Genomic DNA, 16,864 nt, shown 5'->3' on the forward strand with positions numbered 1-16,864 from the left:
TTCAAGATCATCCAGCCGTGTCGCCGTCACCAACGTCCATGGTCAGTACACCTAGCCCGCCTCTCCTCCGACGTGCACGGGCGGTGGTGACCATGCCACCTACGTCTTCGAACGGCAGCAACCCGTTCACCAATCCTCAGGCAGTGGCTGCCCTGTACGCCGACCGCGTCCGTGTCCAGCGGCGCAGCAACGCCCTGCTGACCGTTGAGATCCGCGGGGCCCACGTCGGGAACATGGTCGCCGACCTGCTCACCCGCTGCTCTCCGTATCTGAACGATCAACCGGCACCGCTCATCGCCGACCTCGGCTGCGACACCGGGCACCCCACTCGCGCCATAGCTCAGCGCTTCCCCCCGATGTCCATTCCCTGCCCCCGGCTACGACCTCCTGTGACGCCGTCACCGCGGTCTTCAGCCTGTACCACGCGCCGTCCCCCGCACATGTCCTGACCGGGATCGCCCGCTGCCTGCGCCCCGGCGGTGTCACGGTGCTGGTCACCAAGTCCGCCGACAGCTATCACCAGCTTGACCACCTCCTCACCGCCACGGGCCTGGATCCCGGCGCCACCGCACGCCCGAGCCTGTCCGCCATTGCAGACAGTGATCGCCTCCCCGCACTGGCCAGCGATGTGCTAACGGTTGAAGCCGTCTTTCACGACCAGCACGCCTTCCGCTTCGGGGACGCGGCGCACCAGGCCGACTACTTGATCACCGTACCCAAGTACCAGCTGCCCCCGCCGCTGGACATCGCCCCAGCAGAACTGGCCGACCAGCTGCGACGGCGCCGAGGCAACGGCCCCCTGACCACTACGTCCACCGTCACCTACGTCATCGCCAGGCAGCCGTCATGACGGCCTACCACCGACGCTGGACCAAGCACTACCCCGACAGCCCAGAGGGAAGGGCGACATGCCGCACCGCCGCCGCACATCACGCCTGGCTCGCCAGCCTGGGCGCACCCGTCCCTGAGCTGCTCGCGGCACGCCCCCACACGCTGGAGTTCGAGCACATCACCGAAGTCCACGCCCCCCAGGACCTTCCGACACTCGCCTATCCCTTGGGCGACCTACACCGCATCGCCCACAAGAACGAACTGCACCGAGCCCGGCTTGACCGCCCCTACCGCACCACCACAGGCGTAACCATCCCCGACTTCGTGACGCGCCGCCATCATTCGCCTGCTGACCCAACGAGCCGTGCCCGAACCAACTCCGTCGCTCCCGGATGCCATGGACGCGCTTGACAAAGCGCTGCCCGGTCCCTCCTTCGCCCATCGCACCCGGCCCAGCCTGGTCGCCGTCACCGAGGTTCTCGGCCAGCTGATGCATACCCACGACCGCGTACCGGTAGAGGGGCGCGGAGTCGAACCCGATCCTTCCGATCATTCCGGCGCCGGTCTCGTCCTGCTCGTTGGCGGCGTCGACGGCGGTGTAATAGTCCGACTCCTGCACCACCTGATGGGTGGACAGGGCGTGGGCCACCTGGGCGGCGGCGTCGAGGCCGGGGATGTCGGCGACCGTCCGGCCGAACAACGCGACGCCCATCGGGTGGGCCCTCTTCAGCTCCTCGGCGACCTGCAAGCCGTTCGCGGTCTCCTGCAACGCCTCATCGTCGAGATCGGTGAGCTGCTCGGCCTGGCCGGCGACCAGGTCGACGATCGCGTCGAGCTGGCCGTAACCGCAGTAGAGCAGGTAGGCGGTGTCCCCGGCCCGGCGTCCCGCGGTGATTCCCAGCGGTTTCAGCAGGGCACCGGCCAGGCGGTGCGCCTGTTCAGTGGTCAGGCTGAGGCGGGACTCCGGACGCCCTGCGAGCTGCTTGGCGAGCTGCTTGGTGCGGGTGGACTGCTTTTCCTCGGGCAGGTCCTTGTCGAACTCGATTCGCGTTGCCCGCTTCCACGCCTGCGAACCGTCACCGCGAGCACGGCGACGGCGGCGAGCAGGGCCGGGCGCCGGGGACGCGACCGGACGGCCATCGGCCCGCGGACGCGGCCCGGGCCCCGGAGGATTCCGCGGGCATGGAGCCTGGCGGCTTGGATGGAGGCGGCATCGGCCGGTCCCGTCCGGACGCGCGGGTCCAGGACCGCGACGAGCCGGTTCGAGGGAGGGGCGGCGTCGGATCATCCGCGCGGGGCCGACGAGCTCACCAGGCAGGGCGCGTTGAGGTGGTCGCGGCACCCGAGGCCAAGTTGACGACATCGTGTTGATATCTTGCCGACATGCTGTCGATAAAGAAGCGGGTGTGGGGCTGATGTTCCTCGCCATTCGTGAGCTGCGGTTCGCCAAGGTCCGGTTCGGGCTGATGGGGGCCGTCGTGGGGTTGATCGCGGTCCTTATGGTCATGTTGTCCGGGTTGTCGGTGGGGCTGGTCAGGGACGGGGTGTCCGGGCTGCAGAACCTGCCGGTCACCTCGTTCGCGTTCGAGCGCGGCGTCCAGCACGACTCCGCCTTCTCCCGGAGCGTGGTGGGGATGTCCGCCGTGGACGTCTGGCGTGGCCGGCCGGGTGTGGCGGAGGCGGCCCCCTACGGCAACACGCTCATCAACGCCAAGAGCGACCGGGGCGTGGACATCGACCTCGCGCTGTTCGGGGTGGCGCCGGAGTCGTTCCTCTCGCCCGAGGTGAGCAAGGGTTCGCGGCTGAGCGGCGCGGACGGCATCGTCGTCAGCGGCACGGCCCTGGACGCCGGCCTGCACATCGGCGACACCATCACGGTCGACCGGCTCGGGACGAAGCTGCGGGTCGTGGGCGCCACCGCGGGGCAGGACACCTTCGGCCACGTCGACGTGGCCTATGTGCCCCTGCGGACCTGGCAGCTCATCAAGGCCGGGGTGGCGCCGGGCGACCCCGTGCCCCCGCGCGCCACTCAGGACATCACCGCCGTGGCGGTGCGCGCCAAGCCCGGCGCCACCGTCGACCTGGCCGCCGGAGACGCCGCCGCCGGCACCGAGAGCCTCACCCTGAAGGAGTCCTTCGGAGCCTCGCCCGGCTATACGGCCGAGACGTCCACGCTCCAGCTCATCCAGGGATTCCTGTACGTCATCTCCGCGCTGGTCGTCGGGGCGTTCTTCGCGGTCTGGACGATCCAGCGCAAGCATGAGGTCGCCGTGCTGCGCGCCATGGGGGCGTCCAGAGGGTGGCTGCTACGCGACGCACTCGCCCAGGCGTTCATCGTGCTGCTGGCCTCCGTCGCGGTCGGTGCGGGGATCGGTGTCGGCCTCGGTTCGCTCATCACCGGGGGCGGCGCGCCGTTCGCACTCAGCGCGCCCAGTGTCACCACCGCCGCCGTGGGGCTCGTCCTGCTCGGGCTCGTCGGCGCCGGGACCGCCGTAGTCCGGATCGCGTCCATCGATCCGGCCACCGCCCTCGGAGGAAACCGATGACCGACCAGACCACGCCCGCCGCCGAAGCGCAGGAAGGCGCCACCGGCGCGCCCGACCGTCCGGGACTGCACATGGAGGGGGTCTGCCTCCAGCACGGCGACGGCACCGAGACCGTGCAGGCCCTCGACAACGTCGACCTCGTCGTGCGCCCCGGCGAGCTGGCCGCGATCGTCGGCCCCTCCGGCGCCGGCAAGTCGAGCCTGCTCGCGGTGGCCGGCGGCCTCGCCCGCCCGGACCGGGGCACGGTCACGGTCGCCGGGACCGACATCACGGCCGCCAGTGCCAGGACCAGGGCGAAGCTGCGGCGCGAGCACATCGGGTTCGTCTTCCAGTCCGGCAACCTGATCCCGGCGCTCACCGCCCTCGACCAGCTCCGGCTGCCGCTGCGGTTCCGGCCGCGCCGCGAGCGTTCCGGCCGCGCCGCGCTCGCGCTGCTGGAGGACGTGGGGATGGCGGACAAGGCCGACCGGTACCCGCATCAGATGTCCGGCGGGGAGCGGCAGCGGGTCGGCATCGCCCGGGCCCTGGCGACCGGGCCGAGCGTGCTGCTCGTCGACGAGCCCACCGCCGCCCTGGACCGGGCACGCAGCCACGACATCGTCCGGCTGCTCGCCCGCGAAGCCCGGCAGCACGACGTGGCGGCCGTCATGGTGACCCATGACCACGACGTCCTCGAACACTGTGACACCGTGTACGAGATGATCGACGGGCGGCTGGCCGCACTCGGCTGACGGGCGGTCCTGCCAGCGCCGCGGCCGGTGAGAGAGAGGGGGCAGTGTGCCGAAGATCCAGGCGCCGACCGTCGCCGAACATCGGGCCGCGCAGCGGGCGGCCCTGCTCGACGCCGCCCGTGCCCTGCTCTCCGAGGAGACCGAGCGAGCCCCCAGCCTGGCGGCGGTCGCCCGCCGGGCCGGGCTCGCCCGCTCCAGCGTGTACGCCTACTTCAAGTCCCGCGACGATCTGCTCGACGCCCTCATCGTCGACACCTTCCCCCGCTGGTCGGCGTACGTCCGGCAGCAGATGGGCAAGGCCAGGACCCCCGGCGACCGTGTCCTGGCCTACGTCAACGCCAACCTCCGCCTCGTCGCCCGCGGAGACCACGCGCTGGCCCGCGCCCTCGCGGCAACCGGCCGCACCGACGCACTCGCCAACTCAAGCCGCCTCCTCCATGACGAACTCCAGACGCCGCTCCGCGCGGCCCTGGCCGACCACGGCGCGTACGACCCCGACCGGACCGCCGAACTCATCCAGTCCCTCGTCTACAGCCTGAGCCAGATGATCGAGGACGGCCTGGCCGAACGCGCGGCCCGCCGCCTCGCCCGCGAACTGCTCGCCCCCTACCTGAACTCCGCACCGACGCGTCCGACGTGACGGCCGTCCCACGTCGACGGCGTGCCGGTGGCGTTACTGAGGCTGTCGCCCCCGTGGACACACACCGAACGCGGCAGGGGACGGCGTTGCGGGAACGGCGTCCCCCTTGGAGAGTCGGGCGGTTAGGGGAGGTTGAAGATTTCTTGGGCCGTTGTCGGTCCGGCCGACCTGGAGGTACAGCACCTTGCCGAGCGTGCTGAGGCTGGAGGTGGTGCGCGTCTCGCTGAGTACGAGTGAGGTTCCAGGTCGATGATCAGGCGGCGCGGAGGACGCCGGGTCGGGGGTGTGCAGGTGGGGGGCAGGGAGGCCAGCGGCGCGATCGCGGCCAGTGCCGCGGTGGCGCGGAACGCGGCCGTGAGGTCCGGTTCTCCGGTGGCGGAGGCGGCGACGGCGACCAGGGCGGCCAGGCCGAGCGCGCCGCCCATCTGGCGGGCGGTGTTGACCAGGCCGCCGAGCAGGCCGCTCTCGCCGGGCCGTGCGTCCGCCGCGGCGAGCGCGGTGACGTAGCCGAAGCTCAGTCCGATTCCGGCGCCGACCAGCAGGAACAGGACGGCCAGCCCTGCGGGCCCGAGTCCGGTCCGGGCCGGTGCCAGCCACAGGAGGCCCGCGGTCAGGGGCGCGAGCGCGGCCGCCAGCGCCGGCCGGATGCCGACGATCGCGGCGAGGCGGGGTGCGAGCAGGCCGTCTGCGGTGATGGCGAGCGCGATCGGCAGCTGGGCGAGACTGCGGGGAGGCCGCGATGCGTTGTGGTGCGGTGGCTTGTCGGGTGCTTTGACGTCGGGTGCCGGGTGATCGATGCGGCTGGGTGGCTGGCCTTGTGGGGGTCGCTCTGCGATGGCTTGTGGGCTGTCGGCTTGCTGGTGGTGCGTTCGGTCGAGGCTCGGCAAGGGAGTGAGAAGCGCGTCGTTGTGACGACCGCCACGTCATGGTGACCGCGACGCGGTCGTGGTGTGGCGACTCGACGGGGGCTGACACCGAATGTAGGTGATCAATATCACGGGGTGGTCGGCCCTGGGGGCGGCTGCTCCGAAAGCTCCTGTCGGCAGTGTGCCTGCTTTTGGTTTGTTGGTGGTGCGGTCGGTCGGGGCTTCGAGGCGGACGCGGATGGCCGTTCGTCGGCCGTTTCCGCGGTGAAGTGGCAGAGATCGGCGGGCATTGGGTAGGCCAGGGCCGGTGGAGGAGATGCCCGCCGTGACCAGCCTGGACGAGCTGGCGAGGCTGGTCGAGAAGGACGATCGGCTGTTCGTCCGGTGGTCGCGCGGCCCCGAGCTGGACGCCGGGGGAAGCAGTCGCGACGAACTGACCGGCGTGAAGATGCCGGGCCTGTCGGCCAACCCCCTCGCGGTCGAACAGTGGTGGGCGCCGCGCCCGCTCGTGGTGTGGGTGGCCCGGAGGCTGTACGACTACTCGCACCTCAGGCACGAGAAGGGGCCCGGGGTGAGGCCGTGGATCCTGGTGGGGGAGGAGCTGGGGCGCGGCCCCGACAACGAGCCGCTGGTGCGCTGCGTCCGCCCCGTGGCCTGGATCGACGAGTCCGCGCTGCGCGCCGCGGAACGCGTCGTCGCCGAACAGAAGGGCAGGTGGGGACCGATGCGGCGCCCCAGCGACACCTAGGCGGCGGCAGCGGACGGGCCGAGGTGGTGCGGCGGGATGCCGGGTGCTGGGGGAGGGTGCGGCCGGAGAACAGAAAGCCCGGGACGGATCGGATACCCGGCCCGGGTGGGATGGTGGGCGATACTGGGATTGAACCAGTGACCTCTACCGTGTCAAGGTAGCGCTCTCCCACTGAGCTAATCGCCCGGGACCGTGCTTCCTGGGGAAGTACGGCGCCTGAGGTGGAGACGGGATTTGAACCCGTGTACACGGCTTTGCAGGCCGTTGCCTCGCCTCTCGGCCACTCCACCAGAACGAGACCTGGTGGCCTCCCAGAGCGGAAGACGGGATTCGAACCCGCGACCCTCACCTTGGCAAGGTGATGCTCTACCAACTGAGCCACTTCCGCCTGTCTCGCTTCGGGGCTTCCGCCCCTCGCGGCGACGAGGAAAACATTAGCGTGTTCGGCCCGCTTCCCCAAACTGGAATACGCCGGAGCGCACGGCGACGCTTCGACCTGCGTGGAAGCGTGGTGGGCATAGCGTGGGGACATGTCCGTTTACGACAGCGACATCGCCCCCGTCGCGGCGCTGCTGGCCGACCGGGGCCGCGCGGCGATGATGACCGCCCTGCTGGACGGGCGGCCGCTGGCGGCGGGGGAGCTGGCGCGGGTGGCGGGAGTCAGCGCGCAGACCGCCAGCGCGCATCTGGCCAGGCTGCTGGACGGCGGTCTGGTGACGGTGGTCAAGCAGGGCAGGCACCGGTACTACCGCCTCGGCGGCGGCGACGTCGCGCAGGTGGTGGAGGCTTTGAGCCGGATCAGCCCGCCCCTCGGGGCCCGAAGCCTCCGCCAGTCCAGGGACGCGCGGCGCCTGCGCATGGCGAGGTCGTGCTACGACCATCTGGCCGGGGCGGCCGGGGTGGCGCTGTTCGCCGCGCTGGTGGACGGCGGCCTGATCGAGGGCGACGGCGTCTACGAGGTCACCGCCAAGGGGAAGGAGCGCCTGGAGATCATGGAGCTGGACGTCGCCGGGATCAGGAGGCGGCGCAGGAAGTTCGCCGGGCACTGCCTGGACTGGACGGAGCGGCGCCCGCACCTCAACGGCGCCCTGGGCGCGGCGCTGCTCGCGCGGATGATCGAGCTGGGCTGGTTCGAACGGGGCCGGACGCGGCGCGCGCTGGAGATCACCCGGCAGGGGCGCAGCGGGCTGGCGGACGTGTTCGGGGTCGTGCTGTGACCGAGCCGTTCGCATACGCCGGCGGGATGCTGGCCACCGGGCTGCGGGACGTGACCAGCGACCCCTACGCGCTGGAGTCGCGCGGGTGGTGGGCGGTCGTCGTCACCTACGAGGGGAAGGTCACTTGTGCGCGGTTCGACACCGTGCGGCCCGCGCCCCACCCGCGGGGAGCCTGGGAGGGCGCACGGGGGTGGGCGTCGTCGATGGACGAGGACGCCTACGTGCGCGGGGTGCAGGCGATCCGCGAGGCCATCGCCGACGGTGTCGTCTACCAGGCCAACCTGTGCCGGGTCCTGTCGGCGCCGCTGCGGGCCGACGCCGACATCGCGGGCCTGGGCATGCGGCTGGCCAGGGGCAATCCGGCCCCGTACGCGATGACGCTCAGGGTGCCCGGATTGCAGGTGGCGAGCGCGTCGCCGGAGCTGTACCTGTCCCGGGACGGGCGGGTCGTCGAGTCGCGGCCGATCAAGGGCACCGGGCGCACGGAGGCCGATCTGCTGCCCAAGGACCGGGCCGAGAACGTCATGATCGTCGATCTGGTCCGCAACGACCTGGGGCGGGTGGCGGAGACCGGCGGCGTGTCCGTCCCGGAGCTGTGCGTCGTCGAGGAGCATCCGGGGCTGGTGCATCTGGTGTCGACGGTGCGGGCCCGGCTGGCGCCGGGGCAGGGGTGGCCGGAATTGCTGAAGGCCACCTTTCCTCCCGGTTCGGTGACGGGTGCGCCCAAGTCGAGTGCGCTGAGCTTGCTGGATGCGCTCGAACCCGTGCCCCGCGGCCCGTACTGTGGGGCCGTCGGCTGGGTGGACGCGGACTCTCGGCGCGGGGCTCTGGCGGTGGGCATCCGGACCTTCTGGGCGGAGGACGGGCATCTGCGTTTCGGCACCGGGGCGGGAATCACCTGGGAGTCCGATCCACGACGTGAATGGCAGGAGACCGAGCTGAAGGCGGCTCGGCTGTTGGAGGTGGCTTCCGGTGTCCGCGGAGCGAGCGACAGGCCAGGCGAACGAGCAGGCGAAGGTCTGGGTGAACGGGGAACTGCTCGAGCCTGACCAGGCGCGCCTGTCGGTCTTCGACCACGGCGTGCTGGTCGGGGACGGGGTGTTCGAGACGGTCAAGGCGACCCGGGGGGAGCCGTTCGCGCTGACCCGGCACCTGCGGCGGCTGGCCCGCTCGGCGGCCGGACTGGGCCTGCCCGAGCCCGACCAGGACATGCTCGCGCAGGCCACGCTGGAGGTGCTCAACGCCGCGCCGAAGTGGCCGCTGGCGCGGATCCGCATCACCTACACCAGCGGGCCGGGGCCGCTGGGGTCCGACCGCGGCTCCCAGGGGGTGACCGCGGTGGTCGCCGTGGGCCCGCAGCAGCCGTTCCCGGCGACGGCGGACGTCACGGTGGTGCCGTGGCCGCGCAACGAGCGGGGCGCCCTGTCCGGCCTCAAGACCACCTCGTACGCGGAGAACGCGATGGCCCTGGCGTACGCCAAGGAGCGCGGCGCCGGTGAGGCGATCTTCGGCAACACCGCCGGGAACCTGTGCGAGGGCACCGGCACCAACGTCTTCCTGGTGCGCGGCGGGCGGCTGCTCACCCCGCCGCTGTCGGCGGGCTGCCTGGCGGGGGTGACGCGGGCGCTGGTGCTGGAGTGGCACGGCGCCGAGGAGGAGGACGTCCCGCTGGAGGACCTGTACCGGGCCGAGGAGGCGTTCCTGGTCTCCACCACCCGCGACGTGCAGCCGATCCGCGCCGTGGACGGCACCGAGCTGCCCGCCGCGCCGGGCCCGATCACCGCGAAGGTCATGGAGGTGTTCGCGGCGCGCAGCGCCGAGCTCATGGATCCGTGACGCGGCCCTGGAGACGGGCCGGATCCGGCGGCTCGGCACGCCGTCCGAGGTGTTCCGGCGCCCGGCGAGCCTGTCACCGGCTCGCCCTCTTTGCCGGACGCTCAGGTGCGCGGGGGCGGGGTGTCGCCGCCGCCGCGCCCGGCGCCCCCGTCATCTGAGGGGCGACAGGCTCCGACCTGCGGGGAGGCGACGGCCCGGGCCCCTGCCGCTACGCCCCAGAGGAGATCACCATGCGCGGGTTCACGGCGCGGCGTGATCGCCCCGGGCGGTGTGGAAGGCGGCGGGCTGGTCGATCAGGCGGCCGCGGCGGCGCACCGCGGCCGCACCGTCCGCGGCCGCCATCGCGGCGCCGACGATCCCGGCGTCGTTCACCAGCGCGGCGGGCACGACCGGCGCCCGCACCCCCTTGAGCAGCGGCACGAACTTGCCGGACTTCTTCGACACCCCGCCGCCCAGCACGATCAGCGAGGGGGAGAGCAGCGCCTCCAGGTGGCGCAGGTACCGCGACAGCCGATGGGCCCACTTCTCCCAGCTCAGCCCCTCCTCGTCGCGGACCCGGGCGGACGCCCGCGACTCGGCCTCCTTGCCGTTGATCTCCAGGTGGCCGAACTCGGTGTTCGGCACGAGCACGCCGTTCGTGAACAGCGCGCTGCCGATGCCGGTGCCGAGCGTCAAGACCACCACCGTGCCGTCCGCGCCGCGCCCGGCGCCGTGCCGCATCTCGGCGATGCCCGCGGCGTCGGCGTCGTTGACCACCGTCACGTCCCGTCCGGTCGCCGCGGCGAACAGGTCCCGCGCCTGCAGGCCCAGCCACTTGCGGGACACGTTGGCCGCCGACAGCGTCACCCCGTCGGTCACCACGCCCGGGAAGGTGACGCCGACCGGGCCCGTCCACCCGAAATGGCCGACGATCTCGGCCAGCACCCGCGCGACCGGCTCCGGTTCGGCCGGCTGCGGGGTCTCGATGCGCAGCCGTTCGGCGGCGAGCACGCCCCGCTCCAGATCGACGGGCGCGCCCTTGATACCGGAGCCCCCGATGTCGATGCCCAGCAGTCGCGTGCCCATGGCCCCAGCCCCGCTCCCGTAGGTCGGCCGACGGTCTGCTGACAGCATGCCCAGGCCGCACCCGGCTAAAGGAGCGTCCAGGATGCGTTCCCCTCACCCGTCGACGGCCCGCAGGCCGATGACGCCGACGAGGATCAGCGCCAGGAACACCAGGCGTTGCGGGCTGACGCTCTCGCCCAGAGCGACGATGCCGGCGACCGCGACGCCGAACGCGCCGAGGCCCACCCACACCGCGTAGGCGGTGCCGACCGGCAGGTCGCGCAGCGCCACCGACAGCACCACGACGCTGAGCAGGCTGACCGGCAGCGCCACCAGGCTCGGCCACAACCGGGTCAGGCCGTCCGACTGCTTGAGCGCGGTCGCCCAGACCAGTTCCATCGCCGCCGCGACGACCAGCAGCAACCAGGCCACGCAAACTCCTCCTTCGCAAACGTCCGCCGGGCCGGGGCACGGCCGGTCGCCTCCGGAAACGGCCCGCGGGGCGGCGGCGACGGCCGGACCCCGGGCACGGCCCGTCCCGTCGGTCCGGCATGCCCTCCGATTAACCGGAGACAACTCCGCTTAACTCGCCGCCACCCTATCCGGAGGAATTTCCGCTTACAACCCGGAAAGTGGAGCGTCTTCCGGTAATGTCCGAGGGGCAGTGCAGGCGCAGAGGAGGAAGCCCGGTGAGCGACGCCGACACCCCGGGACGGGGCGACGCCCCCTCGCCCGGTCGCCGCACGCTGCCCCTGCTCGGCCCGGACGCGGAGCGCACGCCGCGCGGCGGGCGGGCCGAGCGCGCCGACGCGGCCCGCAACCGCCGCAGGATCCTCGCCGCCGCGGCCGACCTGATCGCCGCACGCGGGGTCGGTGCCCTGTCGATGGACGAGGTGGCGCGGGCGGCGGGCGTCGGGGTCGGCACCGTCTACCGGCGTTTCGGCGACCGGGCCGGGCTGCTCTACGCGGTCCTCGACGACCGCGAACGCCGATTCCAGGCCGCCTTCCTGCAGGGCCCGCCGCCGCTCGGCCCCGGCGCCGAGCCCCTCGACCGCGTCCGGGCCTTCCTGCACGCCCTGGCCGACCGCACCGACGAGCAGCTGGACCTGCTGGTCATGGCCGAGGCCGACTCGCCCGACGCGCGGTTCGACGACGGCTCCTACGAGGTGTACCGCACGCACCTGGAGACGCTGATCGCACGCGTCCGCCCGTCCGCCGACGCCGCCTACATCGCCGACGCGCTGCTCGCCCCGCTGGCCGCCAACCTGTTGCGGCACCAGCGCCGCACCCGCGGCATGAGCCTGGAACGCGTCAAGGCGGGCCTGGACGACCTGGTCGCGGGCCTGGCCGCGCCCTGAACCGCCCCGGCCGCGTCCCTGACATCCCACGAAACGATCAGAAACGTCCCGGCAAAGGGCTTATGAGACGCCCGGCGGCCCGCCACACTGGGGCCGTGAGCGATTTCGATCTGCTGGTGCTCGGCTCCGGCCCCGGAGGACAGCGCGCCGCGATCGCCGCGGCCAAGCTGGGCCGGCGCGTGGCGATCGTCGACCGGCGCGCCATGCTCGGCGGCGTGTGCATCAACACCGGGACGATCCCGTCCAAGACCCTCCGCGAAGCGGTCCTCTACCTCACCGGGCTCAACCAACGCGAGCTGTACGGCCAGAGCTACCGGGTCAAGGAGGACATCACGGTCGCCGACCTGGGCATGCGGACCCGGCACGTCATCGGCCGCGAGGTCGACGTGATCCGCAGCCAGCTGGCCCGCAACCACGTCACCGTCCTGACCGGCACCGGCCGCTTCCTCGACCCGCACACCGTCGGGGTGAGCGACGGCGACGGACGCGAGCTCAAGGTGACCGCCGACCGGATCGTCATCGCCACGGGCACCCGCCCGGCCCGCCCCGACAGCGTCGAGTTCGACGACCGCACCGTGATCGACTCCGACGGCATCCTCCGCCTGGAGCGCATCCCCGAGACCATGGTCGTGGTCGGCGCCGGGGTGATCGGCATCGAGTACGCCTCGATGTTCGCCGCGCTCGGCACCAAGGTCACCGTGGTGGAGCGGCGCGAGCGGATGCTGGAGTTCTGCGACCTGGAGATCGTCGAGGCGCTCAAGTACCACCTGCGCGACCTGGCCGTGACGTTCCGGTTCCGCGAGAGCGTCGCCTCGGTGGAACGCCGCCGGGACGGCGCGATCACCGTCCTGGAGAGCGGCAAGCGCATCCCCGCCGACACCGTGATGTACTCGGCGGGCCGGCACGGCATGACCGACGACCTCAACCTGGAGGCCGCCGGGCTGACCGCCGACGCCCGCGGCCGCATCACGGTGGACGGCGACTACCGCACCGAGGTCCCGCACATCTACGCCGTCGGCGACGTGATCGGATTCCCCTCGCTGGCCGCCACGTCCATGGAACAGGGCCGGCTGGCCGCGCACCACGCCTGCGGGGAGCCGGTGTCCGGGCTGGACGAGCTGCAGCCCATCGGGATCTACACCGTCCCGGAGATCAGCTTCGTCGGCCGCACCGAGGACGAGCTGACCGAGGCCAAGGTGCCGTTCGAGGTGGGCGTCGCCCGCTACCGGGAACTGGCCCGCGGCCAGATCATCGGCGACTCCTACGGGATGCTCAAGCTGCTGGTCTCGCCCGAGGACCGGTCGCTGCTGGGGGTGCACGTCTTCGGCACGGGGGCCACCGAGCTGGTGCACATCGGGCAGACCGTCATGGGCTGCGGGGGAACCGTGGACTACCTGGTCAACGCGGTGTTCAACTATCCGACGCTGGCCGAGTCCTACAAGGTGGCGGCGCTGGACGCCATGAACAAGATGCGGCACATCGCCCGGCTCAGCCAGTGACCGTCACGACGACCACAGCAGGTTCTCCAGCTCGGCGTCGATGTCGATGAACTCCGGCTCCCGCCCCGCCGGGACCACCTTGTAGGTGCGGTGCAGGAAATCGGCCAAGGGGGACAAGGGCACCACGAACCGGGCGTTCCCGAACGGCGAGGACAGCGCCAGGTTCAGTGTGCCGTCGTCCTCGTCCGGCCCGGTCGGCCACACCTGCACGTCGCCGTCGCCCGCCCGCCGCACGATGCCCACCGTCAGCAGCTCCCGAGCGAAGATCCATTCCACCGGGTCGCCGTCGCCGACGTGGAAGGCCATGCGGATGGCGTACGGGTCGTCGGCCGCGTACTCCAGCCCGGCCAGCAGGGGCACGGTCGTGCGGTCGGGGACGACGAGTCGGAGGCCCAGCTCGGCCGAGACGGTGGTACTGCTGTTCATGGCCATTCCTTCGGACGTCGGTCCCGCTCGCACGCGGGCGTTCCCGGGCGGAGTTCACTCCACCAACGGACATCCCCACGATCTATGACGCGTAACTGGGCGAGCGCAGGGGAACATTCCGTTCCCGTAGCCGGTTGTGATTCACCTCACGCTCCGTGGCCAAGCCTCTGACCTGGGCAAAAGCGGATCATGACGCCCTGGGGCCGGTGCCCGGACGGTGCGGTCGGCGGATCTGCGACCATGGAAGGGGCCTTAACGAATACCGAAATCGGATCTGCGGCCCGAGACGACCGTCACCGTGTCCTAGGGTAATAAGATGGCAATTAATCAGGAAAAGGACGTCCCGCCCCCGCCGGTAGAGGGAGTGGCGAAGAGGCCAGGGCGCTTCGTCCGGTTCCGGGCGTTCATCCGCCGCAACCCGCTGCTCCACACCACCTGGCGCATCGGAGTCTTCACCGTCGGGGCGACGGTCCTCCTCGGGGGCCTGGTCATGATGATCACCCCCGGACCCGGCATCCTCGGCATCGTCGTCGGCCTTGCCATCCTGGCCACGGAGTTCGCCTGGGCCCAACGCGCCCTGCACCACGCCCGCCAGGCCGCCGAACGCGCCAAGGAGAAGGCGCTCGACCCCCGCACCAAACGCCGCAACACCATTTTCGCGGTCATCGGCGGCGTCCTCGCCGGCGCGGCCGTCATCGCCTACCTGGTGGTCTACGGCTTCAACCTCCCCTGGAACATCAACGACCTGACCCCCTGGCAGTAACCTCCCAGCGTCCTCCCGGCCCCGCTGACCCCCCTTTCCCTCTCCGGCGTCGCCTCCACCCATATGCGGCCCCTGGGTGCCCTCCCCAAAGCACGGTGCCCCCTCCAGCCCCCCAAAGCCGCGCCCGCGCTACCCCTCACATGCACCCCGCCCCTCCCGCCGCACATGCGGCCTCTGCCTCCCCTGCCCGCATTGACCACTGACGCCGCCACACTCGCTCCGCTAGGCGCCACGCATGGTCCATTTGTAAATCCAACTGAATGAAATTTGGGTTTCCCCGCTATAGACTCGCAGGTCAGCAAGTGTCGGCCCCGCGTACGCGGGGATGCTCCTCGCGTGAGGCGCTCGGCGAGGGCAGGGTGAGAGTCGGCCCCGCGTACGCGGGGATGCTCCGCTGGGGCAGGACCCGGCGATGCGGGCCTGGCAGTCGGCCCCGCGTACGCGGGGATGCTCCTCCTGGCGGCTCGGCGAGGCCCTGGCTTTGTCCGTCGGCCCCGCGTACGCGGGGATGCTCCCCCGCCCATACGGGAGGACCCGGCGCCGGTGTGGTCGGCCCCGCGTACGCGGGGATGCTCCCCGCAGTGGGGCGGACGGCGATGATGTCGGGTGGTCGGCCCCGCGTACGCGGGGATGCTCCCTGGGGCACCTCCGTCTGCTATACCACCCACTAGCCATCGGCCGCTGCCCCCTGGCGGCCGCTGACCGCCGACAGGCCCAGGTCGTCCGGCGCCGCGTCCGCGTCGTCCGGCCTCCGCATGTGGTCTGTGTCTCCGCCTGGCCATTGGCCAATGATCGCTGGCACGCCGGTGTCGTCAGTACCGGGTTCACGCGTGAGCCCCGCCTGCTCTCCCTCCCCACCTCCTTGTCACCTGCACAGGTCAATGACGTCATGAGGGCGTATTCGTCCAGCAATGCCCGCATGTCTGCCTCGGTCGGCCCTCGGGCGCATGGTCCATGAGCTGGTAGCGGGCGCACCACCAACCTGAACAGGCCCACGCAGACCACGGAGAGGTCATCGCGGCGTGCAGCACCTGCCCCGCCGGATCCGTTGCTGCGTCCGCATACAGGGCGCTTGACGATCTTTCTTTCCGGGCTCAGCGGGTTCTCTCGCGCTCCGTCGCCCCCCGGCTGACCAGGGACTTCGCTGCTCGTGCACCCCCGCTGAGCGCATCCCCGTGCCCTCGTCCGCCCGGCCGATCTCCGTTCCGGTGCGCGAACAACCCCCAAGATGCGCTAGTCTTTTCGTCGTCGGGAACGCCGCAAGGCGGAACCGCCGGGGCGATTAGCTCAGTGGGAGAGCGCTTCGTTCACACCGAAGAGGTCACTGGTTCGAACCCAGTATCGCCCACTCCGCAAAGCTCCAGCTGAGGGCCCACTTTCGATCTTCCGGAAGCGGGCCCTCAGCGCGTTTGGACGGCGTCCGTGTGCAGGTGCCTGACTAACTGCCTGACGACGGCTCTTGATCGTCGGCAGGGAAGACGCGGTCCATTGCGGTCGCTCCCGTTTCCATGACGGGCCTGATCTGGTGCCGGTAGGCCGTCTCTGTGACGGCCGTCCCTTCGTGTCCCACGAGGCGGGAGATGTCCTCCAGGGGCATCCCATCGGCCGACAGCAGCGAGACGAAGGTGTGCCGCATCTCGCGCGGGGTCCACTCGGAGGGCGCCAGTCCGGCGCGGGCGATCACGCGCCGGAACTCCCGTCGGACGTTGCCCGCGCTCATCTGCGTCCCGTTCCGCGTCGCGAACACCAGCCGGTCCGCATCGGTGGGGGAGGGGACGGCCCCTTGTGCGCTCAGGTGGTCCCAGAGCGATGCCAGGGCGTAGACGCACCGTCGGGGAGCTTGAGCGTTCGGCGGGAGTTGGCGGTCTTGGCGTCGCCGCCGGCGCGCACTGACCGCCAGACGTGTACCGCGAACTCGTCATGCGCCCATCCTGCGATCGTGACCGGCCGCCACGCCTGGTGCTCGCTGTCGTAGGCGACGACGTGCGACCAGGCGAGCCCGCGCAGTTCCTCGGTACGAGCGCCTGTGAGCAGCGACAGCACCACGTACGCGCGAAGCCATGGCCGAGCGTCCTCTGCGGCCTTGAGGACCGCTCCGGCCTGTGCGAGGGTCAGCGACTTGGACGGCCGCCCGGGTTTGCCTTTCGGTAACTCACACAGCAGGACGACGTTGCGTTTGAGCTTGTCTCGAGTCCGCTGCGAGGCCACCGAGGAAGACTCCAACGGCGCGGAGACCTCCGTCGATGACGACCTTGTTTGGGACTACGACGGCGATGACGCTCATCCGTGACCATCTACGCCCGAACCAGTCGCTCGCCTTGCGATGGGATGTGCCGCATGAGCCTGCGTGACGACATCG

At 71.4% G+C, this 16,864-nt stretch carries 18 protein-coding genes, 4 tRNA genes, 1 pseudogene and 1 CRISPR repeat array; of the genes and pseudogenes, 13 read left to right on the forward strand and 10 right to left on the reverse strand.

Annotated elements, in window-relative coordinates; translation table 11 throughout:
* Positions 1–307 precede the first annotated feature (307 nt).
* Both ABD879_RS33050 and ABD879_RS28290 read left to right on the forward strand, forming a co-directional pair.
* Positions 308–478 (forward strand): annotated as a pseudogene (locus ABD879_RS33050) (class I SAM-dependent methyltransferase); the annotation flags it as partial.
* A gap of 9 nt (positions 479–487) precedes the next feature.
* Positions 488–850, forward strand: coding sequence for a hypothetical protein (locus tag ABD879_RS28290; RefSeq protein ID WP_345024711.1), 363 nt, complete (start codon positions 488–490; stop codon positions 848–850).
* A 159-nt stretch (positions 851–1,009) separates the two neighbouring features.
* Here ABD879_RS28290 and ABD879_RS33055 read toward each other — a convergent pair whose 3' ends face one another.
* A complete protein-coding gene (locus tag ABD879_RS33055) occupies positions 1,010–2,338 on the reverse strand; it encodes a type I-E CRISPR-associated protein Cas7/Cse4/CasC (protein ID WP_425549663.1) in 1,329 nt (442 codons plus the stop codon).
* Between ABD879_RS33055 and ABD879_RS28300 the strand changes: the two genes are divergently transcribed.
* From ABD879_RS28300 to ABD879_RS28310, 3 genes are read left to right on the forward strand one after another with little or no spacing between them, the layout of a single operon-like run.
* A complete protein-coding gene (locus ABD879_RS28300) occupies positions 2,247–3,377 on the forward strand; it encodes an ABC transporter permease (RefSeq protein ID WP_345024727.1) in 1,131 nt (376 codons plus the stop codon). The two genes, ABD879_RS33055 and ABD879_RS28300, sit on opposite strands and share 92 nt — an antisense overlap.
* Positions 3,374–4,108, forward strand: a complete 735-nt coding sequence (locus ABD879_RS28305) for an ABC transporter ATP-binding protein (RefSeq protein WP_378268699.1) — start codon at positions 3,374–3,376, stop codon at positions 4,106–4,108. Before ABD879_RS28300 ends, ABD879_RS28305 begins: the two co-directional genes overlap by 4 nt.
* 46 nt (positions 4,109–4,154) lie before the next feature.
* A complete protein-coding gene (locus ABD879_RS28310) occupies positions 4,155–4,748 on the forward strand; it encodes a TetR/AcrR family transcriptional regulator (RefSeq protein ID WP_345024713.1) in 594 nt (197 codons plus the stop codon).
* A 122-nt stretch (positions 4,749–4,870) separates the two neighbouring features.
* Here ABD879_RS28310 and ABD879_RS28315 read toward each other — a convergent pair whose 3' ends face one another.
* Positions 4,871–5,635, reverse strand: a complete 765-nt coding sequence (locus tag ABD879_RS28315) for an MFS transporter (protein ID WP_345024714.1) — start codon at positions 5,633–5,635, stop codon at positions 4,871–4,873.
* Between the two features lie 295 nt (positions 5,636–5,930).
* On the opposite strand from ABD879_RS28315, the gene ABD879_RS28320 reads away from it, so the two are divergent.
* Complete coding sequence (locus tag ABD879_RS28320) at positions 5,931–6,362, forward strand: DUF6098 family protein (RefSeq protein ID WP_345024729.1); 432 nt, start codon at positions 5,931–5,933, stop codon at positions 6,360–6,362.
* A 111-nt stretch (positions 6,363–6,473) separates the two neighbouring features.
* On the opposite strand, the gene ABD879_RS28325 is transcribed toward ABD879_RS28320, so the two are convergent.
* The 3 genes from ABD879_RS28325 to ABD879_RS28335 all read right to left on the reverse strand — a co-directional run bounded on the left by ABD879_RS28325 (position 6,474) and on the right by ABD879_RS28335 (position 6,750).
* Positions 6,474–6,548: transfer RNA gene (locus ABD879_RS28325), tRNA-Val, on the reverse strand.
* Positions 6,549–6,581: 33 nt separating this feature from the next.
* Positions 6,582–6,652: transfer RNA gene (locus tag ABD879_RS28330), tRNA-Cys, on the reverse strand.
* 25 nt (positions 6,653–6,677) lie between these two features.
* Positions 6,678–6,750, reverse strand: a tRNA-Gly gene (locus tag ABD879_RS28335).
* A 142-nt stretch (positions 6,751–6,892) separates the two neighbouring features.
* Between ABD879_RS28335 and ABD879_RS28340 the strand changes: the two genes are divergently transcribed.
* From ABD879_RS28340 to ABD879_RS28350, 3 genes are read left to right on the forward strand one after another with little or no spacing between them, the layout of a single operon-like run.
* The gene (locus ABD879_RS28340) at positions 6,893–7,579 is read left to right on the forward strand and encodes an ArsR/SmtB family transcription factor (RefSeq protein ID WP_345024715.1); all 687 of its coding nucleotides are present in this window, start codon (positions 6,893–6,895) and stop codon (positions 7,577–7,579) included.
* A complete protein-coding gene (locus ABD879_RS28345; RefSeq protein ID WP_345024716.1) occupies positions 7,576–8,628 on the forward strand; it encodes a chorismate-binding protein in 1,053 nt (350 codons plus the stop codon). The genes ABD879_RS28340 and ABD879_RS28345 overlap by 4 nt, the downstream gene beginning before the upstream one ends.
* Positions 8,603–9,415 (forward strand): aminotransferase class IV, encoded by an 813-nt coding sequence (locus tag ABD879_RS28350; protein ID WP_345024717.1) that lies wholly within the window; start codon positions 8,603–8,605, stop codon positions 9,413–9,415. The genes ABD879_RS28345 and ABD879_RS28350 overlap by 26 nt, the downstream gene beginning before the upstream one ends.
* 240 nt (positions 9,416–9,655) lie before the next feature.
* Here the strand turns inward: ABD879_RS28350 and ppgK are convergent, their stop codons facing one another.
* A complete protein-coding gene (gene ppgK, locus ABD879_RS28355; RefSeq protein WP_345024718.1) occupies positions 9,656–10,480 on the reverse strand; it encodes a polyphosphate--glucose phosphotransferase in 825 nt (274 codons plus the stop codon).
* 93 nt (positions 10,481–10,573) lie between these two features.
* Positions 10,574–10,891, reverse strand: a complete 318-nt coding sequence (locus tag ABD879_RS28360) for a DMT family transporter (protein WP_285493993.1) — start codon at positions 10,889–10,891, stop codon at positions 10,574–10,576.
* Between the two features lie 257 nt (positions 10,892–11,148).
* Here ABD879_RS28360 and ABD879_RS28365 point away from each other — a divergent pair, with 257 nt between their 5' ends.
* A complete protein-coding gene (locus tag ABD879_RS28365) occupies positions 11,149–11,817 on the forward strand; it encodes a TetR/AcrR family transcriptional regulator (RefSeq protein ID WP_345024719.1) in 669 nt (222 codons plus the stop codon).
* A 95-nt stretch (positions 11,818–11,912) separates the two neighbouring features.
* Positions 11,913–13,316, forward strand: a complete 1,404-nt coding sequence (gene sthA / locus ABD879_RS28370; protein WP_345024721.1) for a Si-specific NAD(P)(+) transhydrogenase — start codon at positions 11,913–11,915, stop codon at positions 13,314–13,316.
* Between the two features lie 3 nt (positions 13,317–13,319).
* Here the strand turns inward: sthA and ABD879_RS28375 are convergent, their stop codons facing one another.
* The gene (locus ABD879_RS28375; RefSeq protein ID WP_345024723.1) at positions 13,320–13,742 is read right to left on the reverse strand and encodes an SsgA family sporulation/cell division regulator; all 423 of its coding nucleotides are present in this window, start codon (positions 13,740–13,742) and stop codon (positions 13,320–13,322) included.
* Positions 13,743–14,106: 364 nt separating this feature from the next.
* Here ABD879_RS28375 and ABD879_RS28380 point away from each other — a divergent pair, with 364 nt between their 5' ends.
* Complete coding sequence (locus tag ABD879_RS28380) at positions 14,107–14,505, forward strand: PGPGW domain-containing protein (protein WP_345024724.1); 399 nt, start codon at positions 14,107–14,109, stop codon at positions 14,503–14,505.
* A gap of 304 nt (positions 14,506–14,809) precedes the next feature.
* Positions 14,810–15,142: direct repeats of the CRISPR family, unit length 28 nt; unit sequence GTCGGCCCCGCGTACGCGGGGATGCTCC.
* Positions 15,143–15,781: 639 nt separating this feature from the next.
* A tRNA-Val gene (locus tag ABD879_RS28385) sits at positions 15,782–15,853 on the forward strand.
* 90 nt (positions 15,854–15,943) lie between these two features.
* On the opposite strand, the gene ABD879_RS28390 is transcribed toward ABD879_RS28385, so the two are convergent.
* Complete coding sequence (locus tag ABD879_RS28390) at positions 15,944–16,252, reverse strand: tyrosine-type recombinase/integrase (RefSeq protein WP_345024725.1); 309 nt, start codon at positions 16,250–16,252, stop codon at positions 15,944–15,946.
* A gap of 44 nt (positions 16,253–16,296) precedes the next feature.
* Positions 16,297–16,713 (reverse strand): site-specific integrase, encoded by a 417-nt coding sequence (locus ABD879_RS28395; protein WP_345024726.1) that lies wholly within the window; start codon positions 16,711–16,713, stop codon positions 16,297–16,299.
* Between the last annotated feature and the right edge of the window lie 151 nt (positions 16,714–16,864).

This window comes from Actinomadura keratinilytica (assembly GCF_039539665.1).
In the GTDB taxonomy this organism is placed as follows: Bacteria; Actinomycetota; Actinomycetes; order Streptosporangiales; family Streptosporangiaceae; genus Spirillospora; species Spirillospora keratinilytica.

Coding starts and splice junctions, on each gene's coding strand:
- ABD879_RS28300 (WP_345024727.1), top strand. CDS start 2,247: ATGTTCCTCGCCATTCGTGAGCTGCGGTTCGCCAAGGTCCGGTTCGGG.
- ABD879_RS33055 (WP_425549663.1), bottom strand. CDS start 2,338: ATGACCATAAGGACCGCGATCAACCCCACGACGGCCCCCATCAGCCCG.
- ABD879_RS28305 (WP_378268699.1), top strand. CDS start 3,374: ATGACCGACCAGACCACGCCCGCCGCCGAAGCGCAGGAAGGCGCCACC.
- ABD879_RS28320 (WP_345024729.1), top strand. CDS start 5,931: ATGCCCGCCGTGACCAGCCTGGACGAGCTGGCGAGGCTGGTCGAGAAG.
- ABD879_RS28340 (WP_345024715.1), top strand. CDS start 6,893: ATGTCCGTTTACGACAGCGACATCGCCCCCGTCGCGGCGCTGCTGGCC.
- ppgK (WP_345024718.1), bottom strand. CDS start 10,480: ATGGGCACGCGACTGCTGGGCATCGACATCGGGGGCTCCGGTATCAAG.
- ABD879_RS28375 (WP_345024723.1), bottom strand. CDS start 13,742: ATGAACAGCAGTACCACCGTCTCGGCCGAGCTGGGCCTCCGACTCGTC.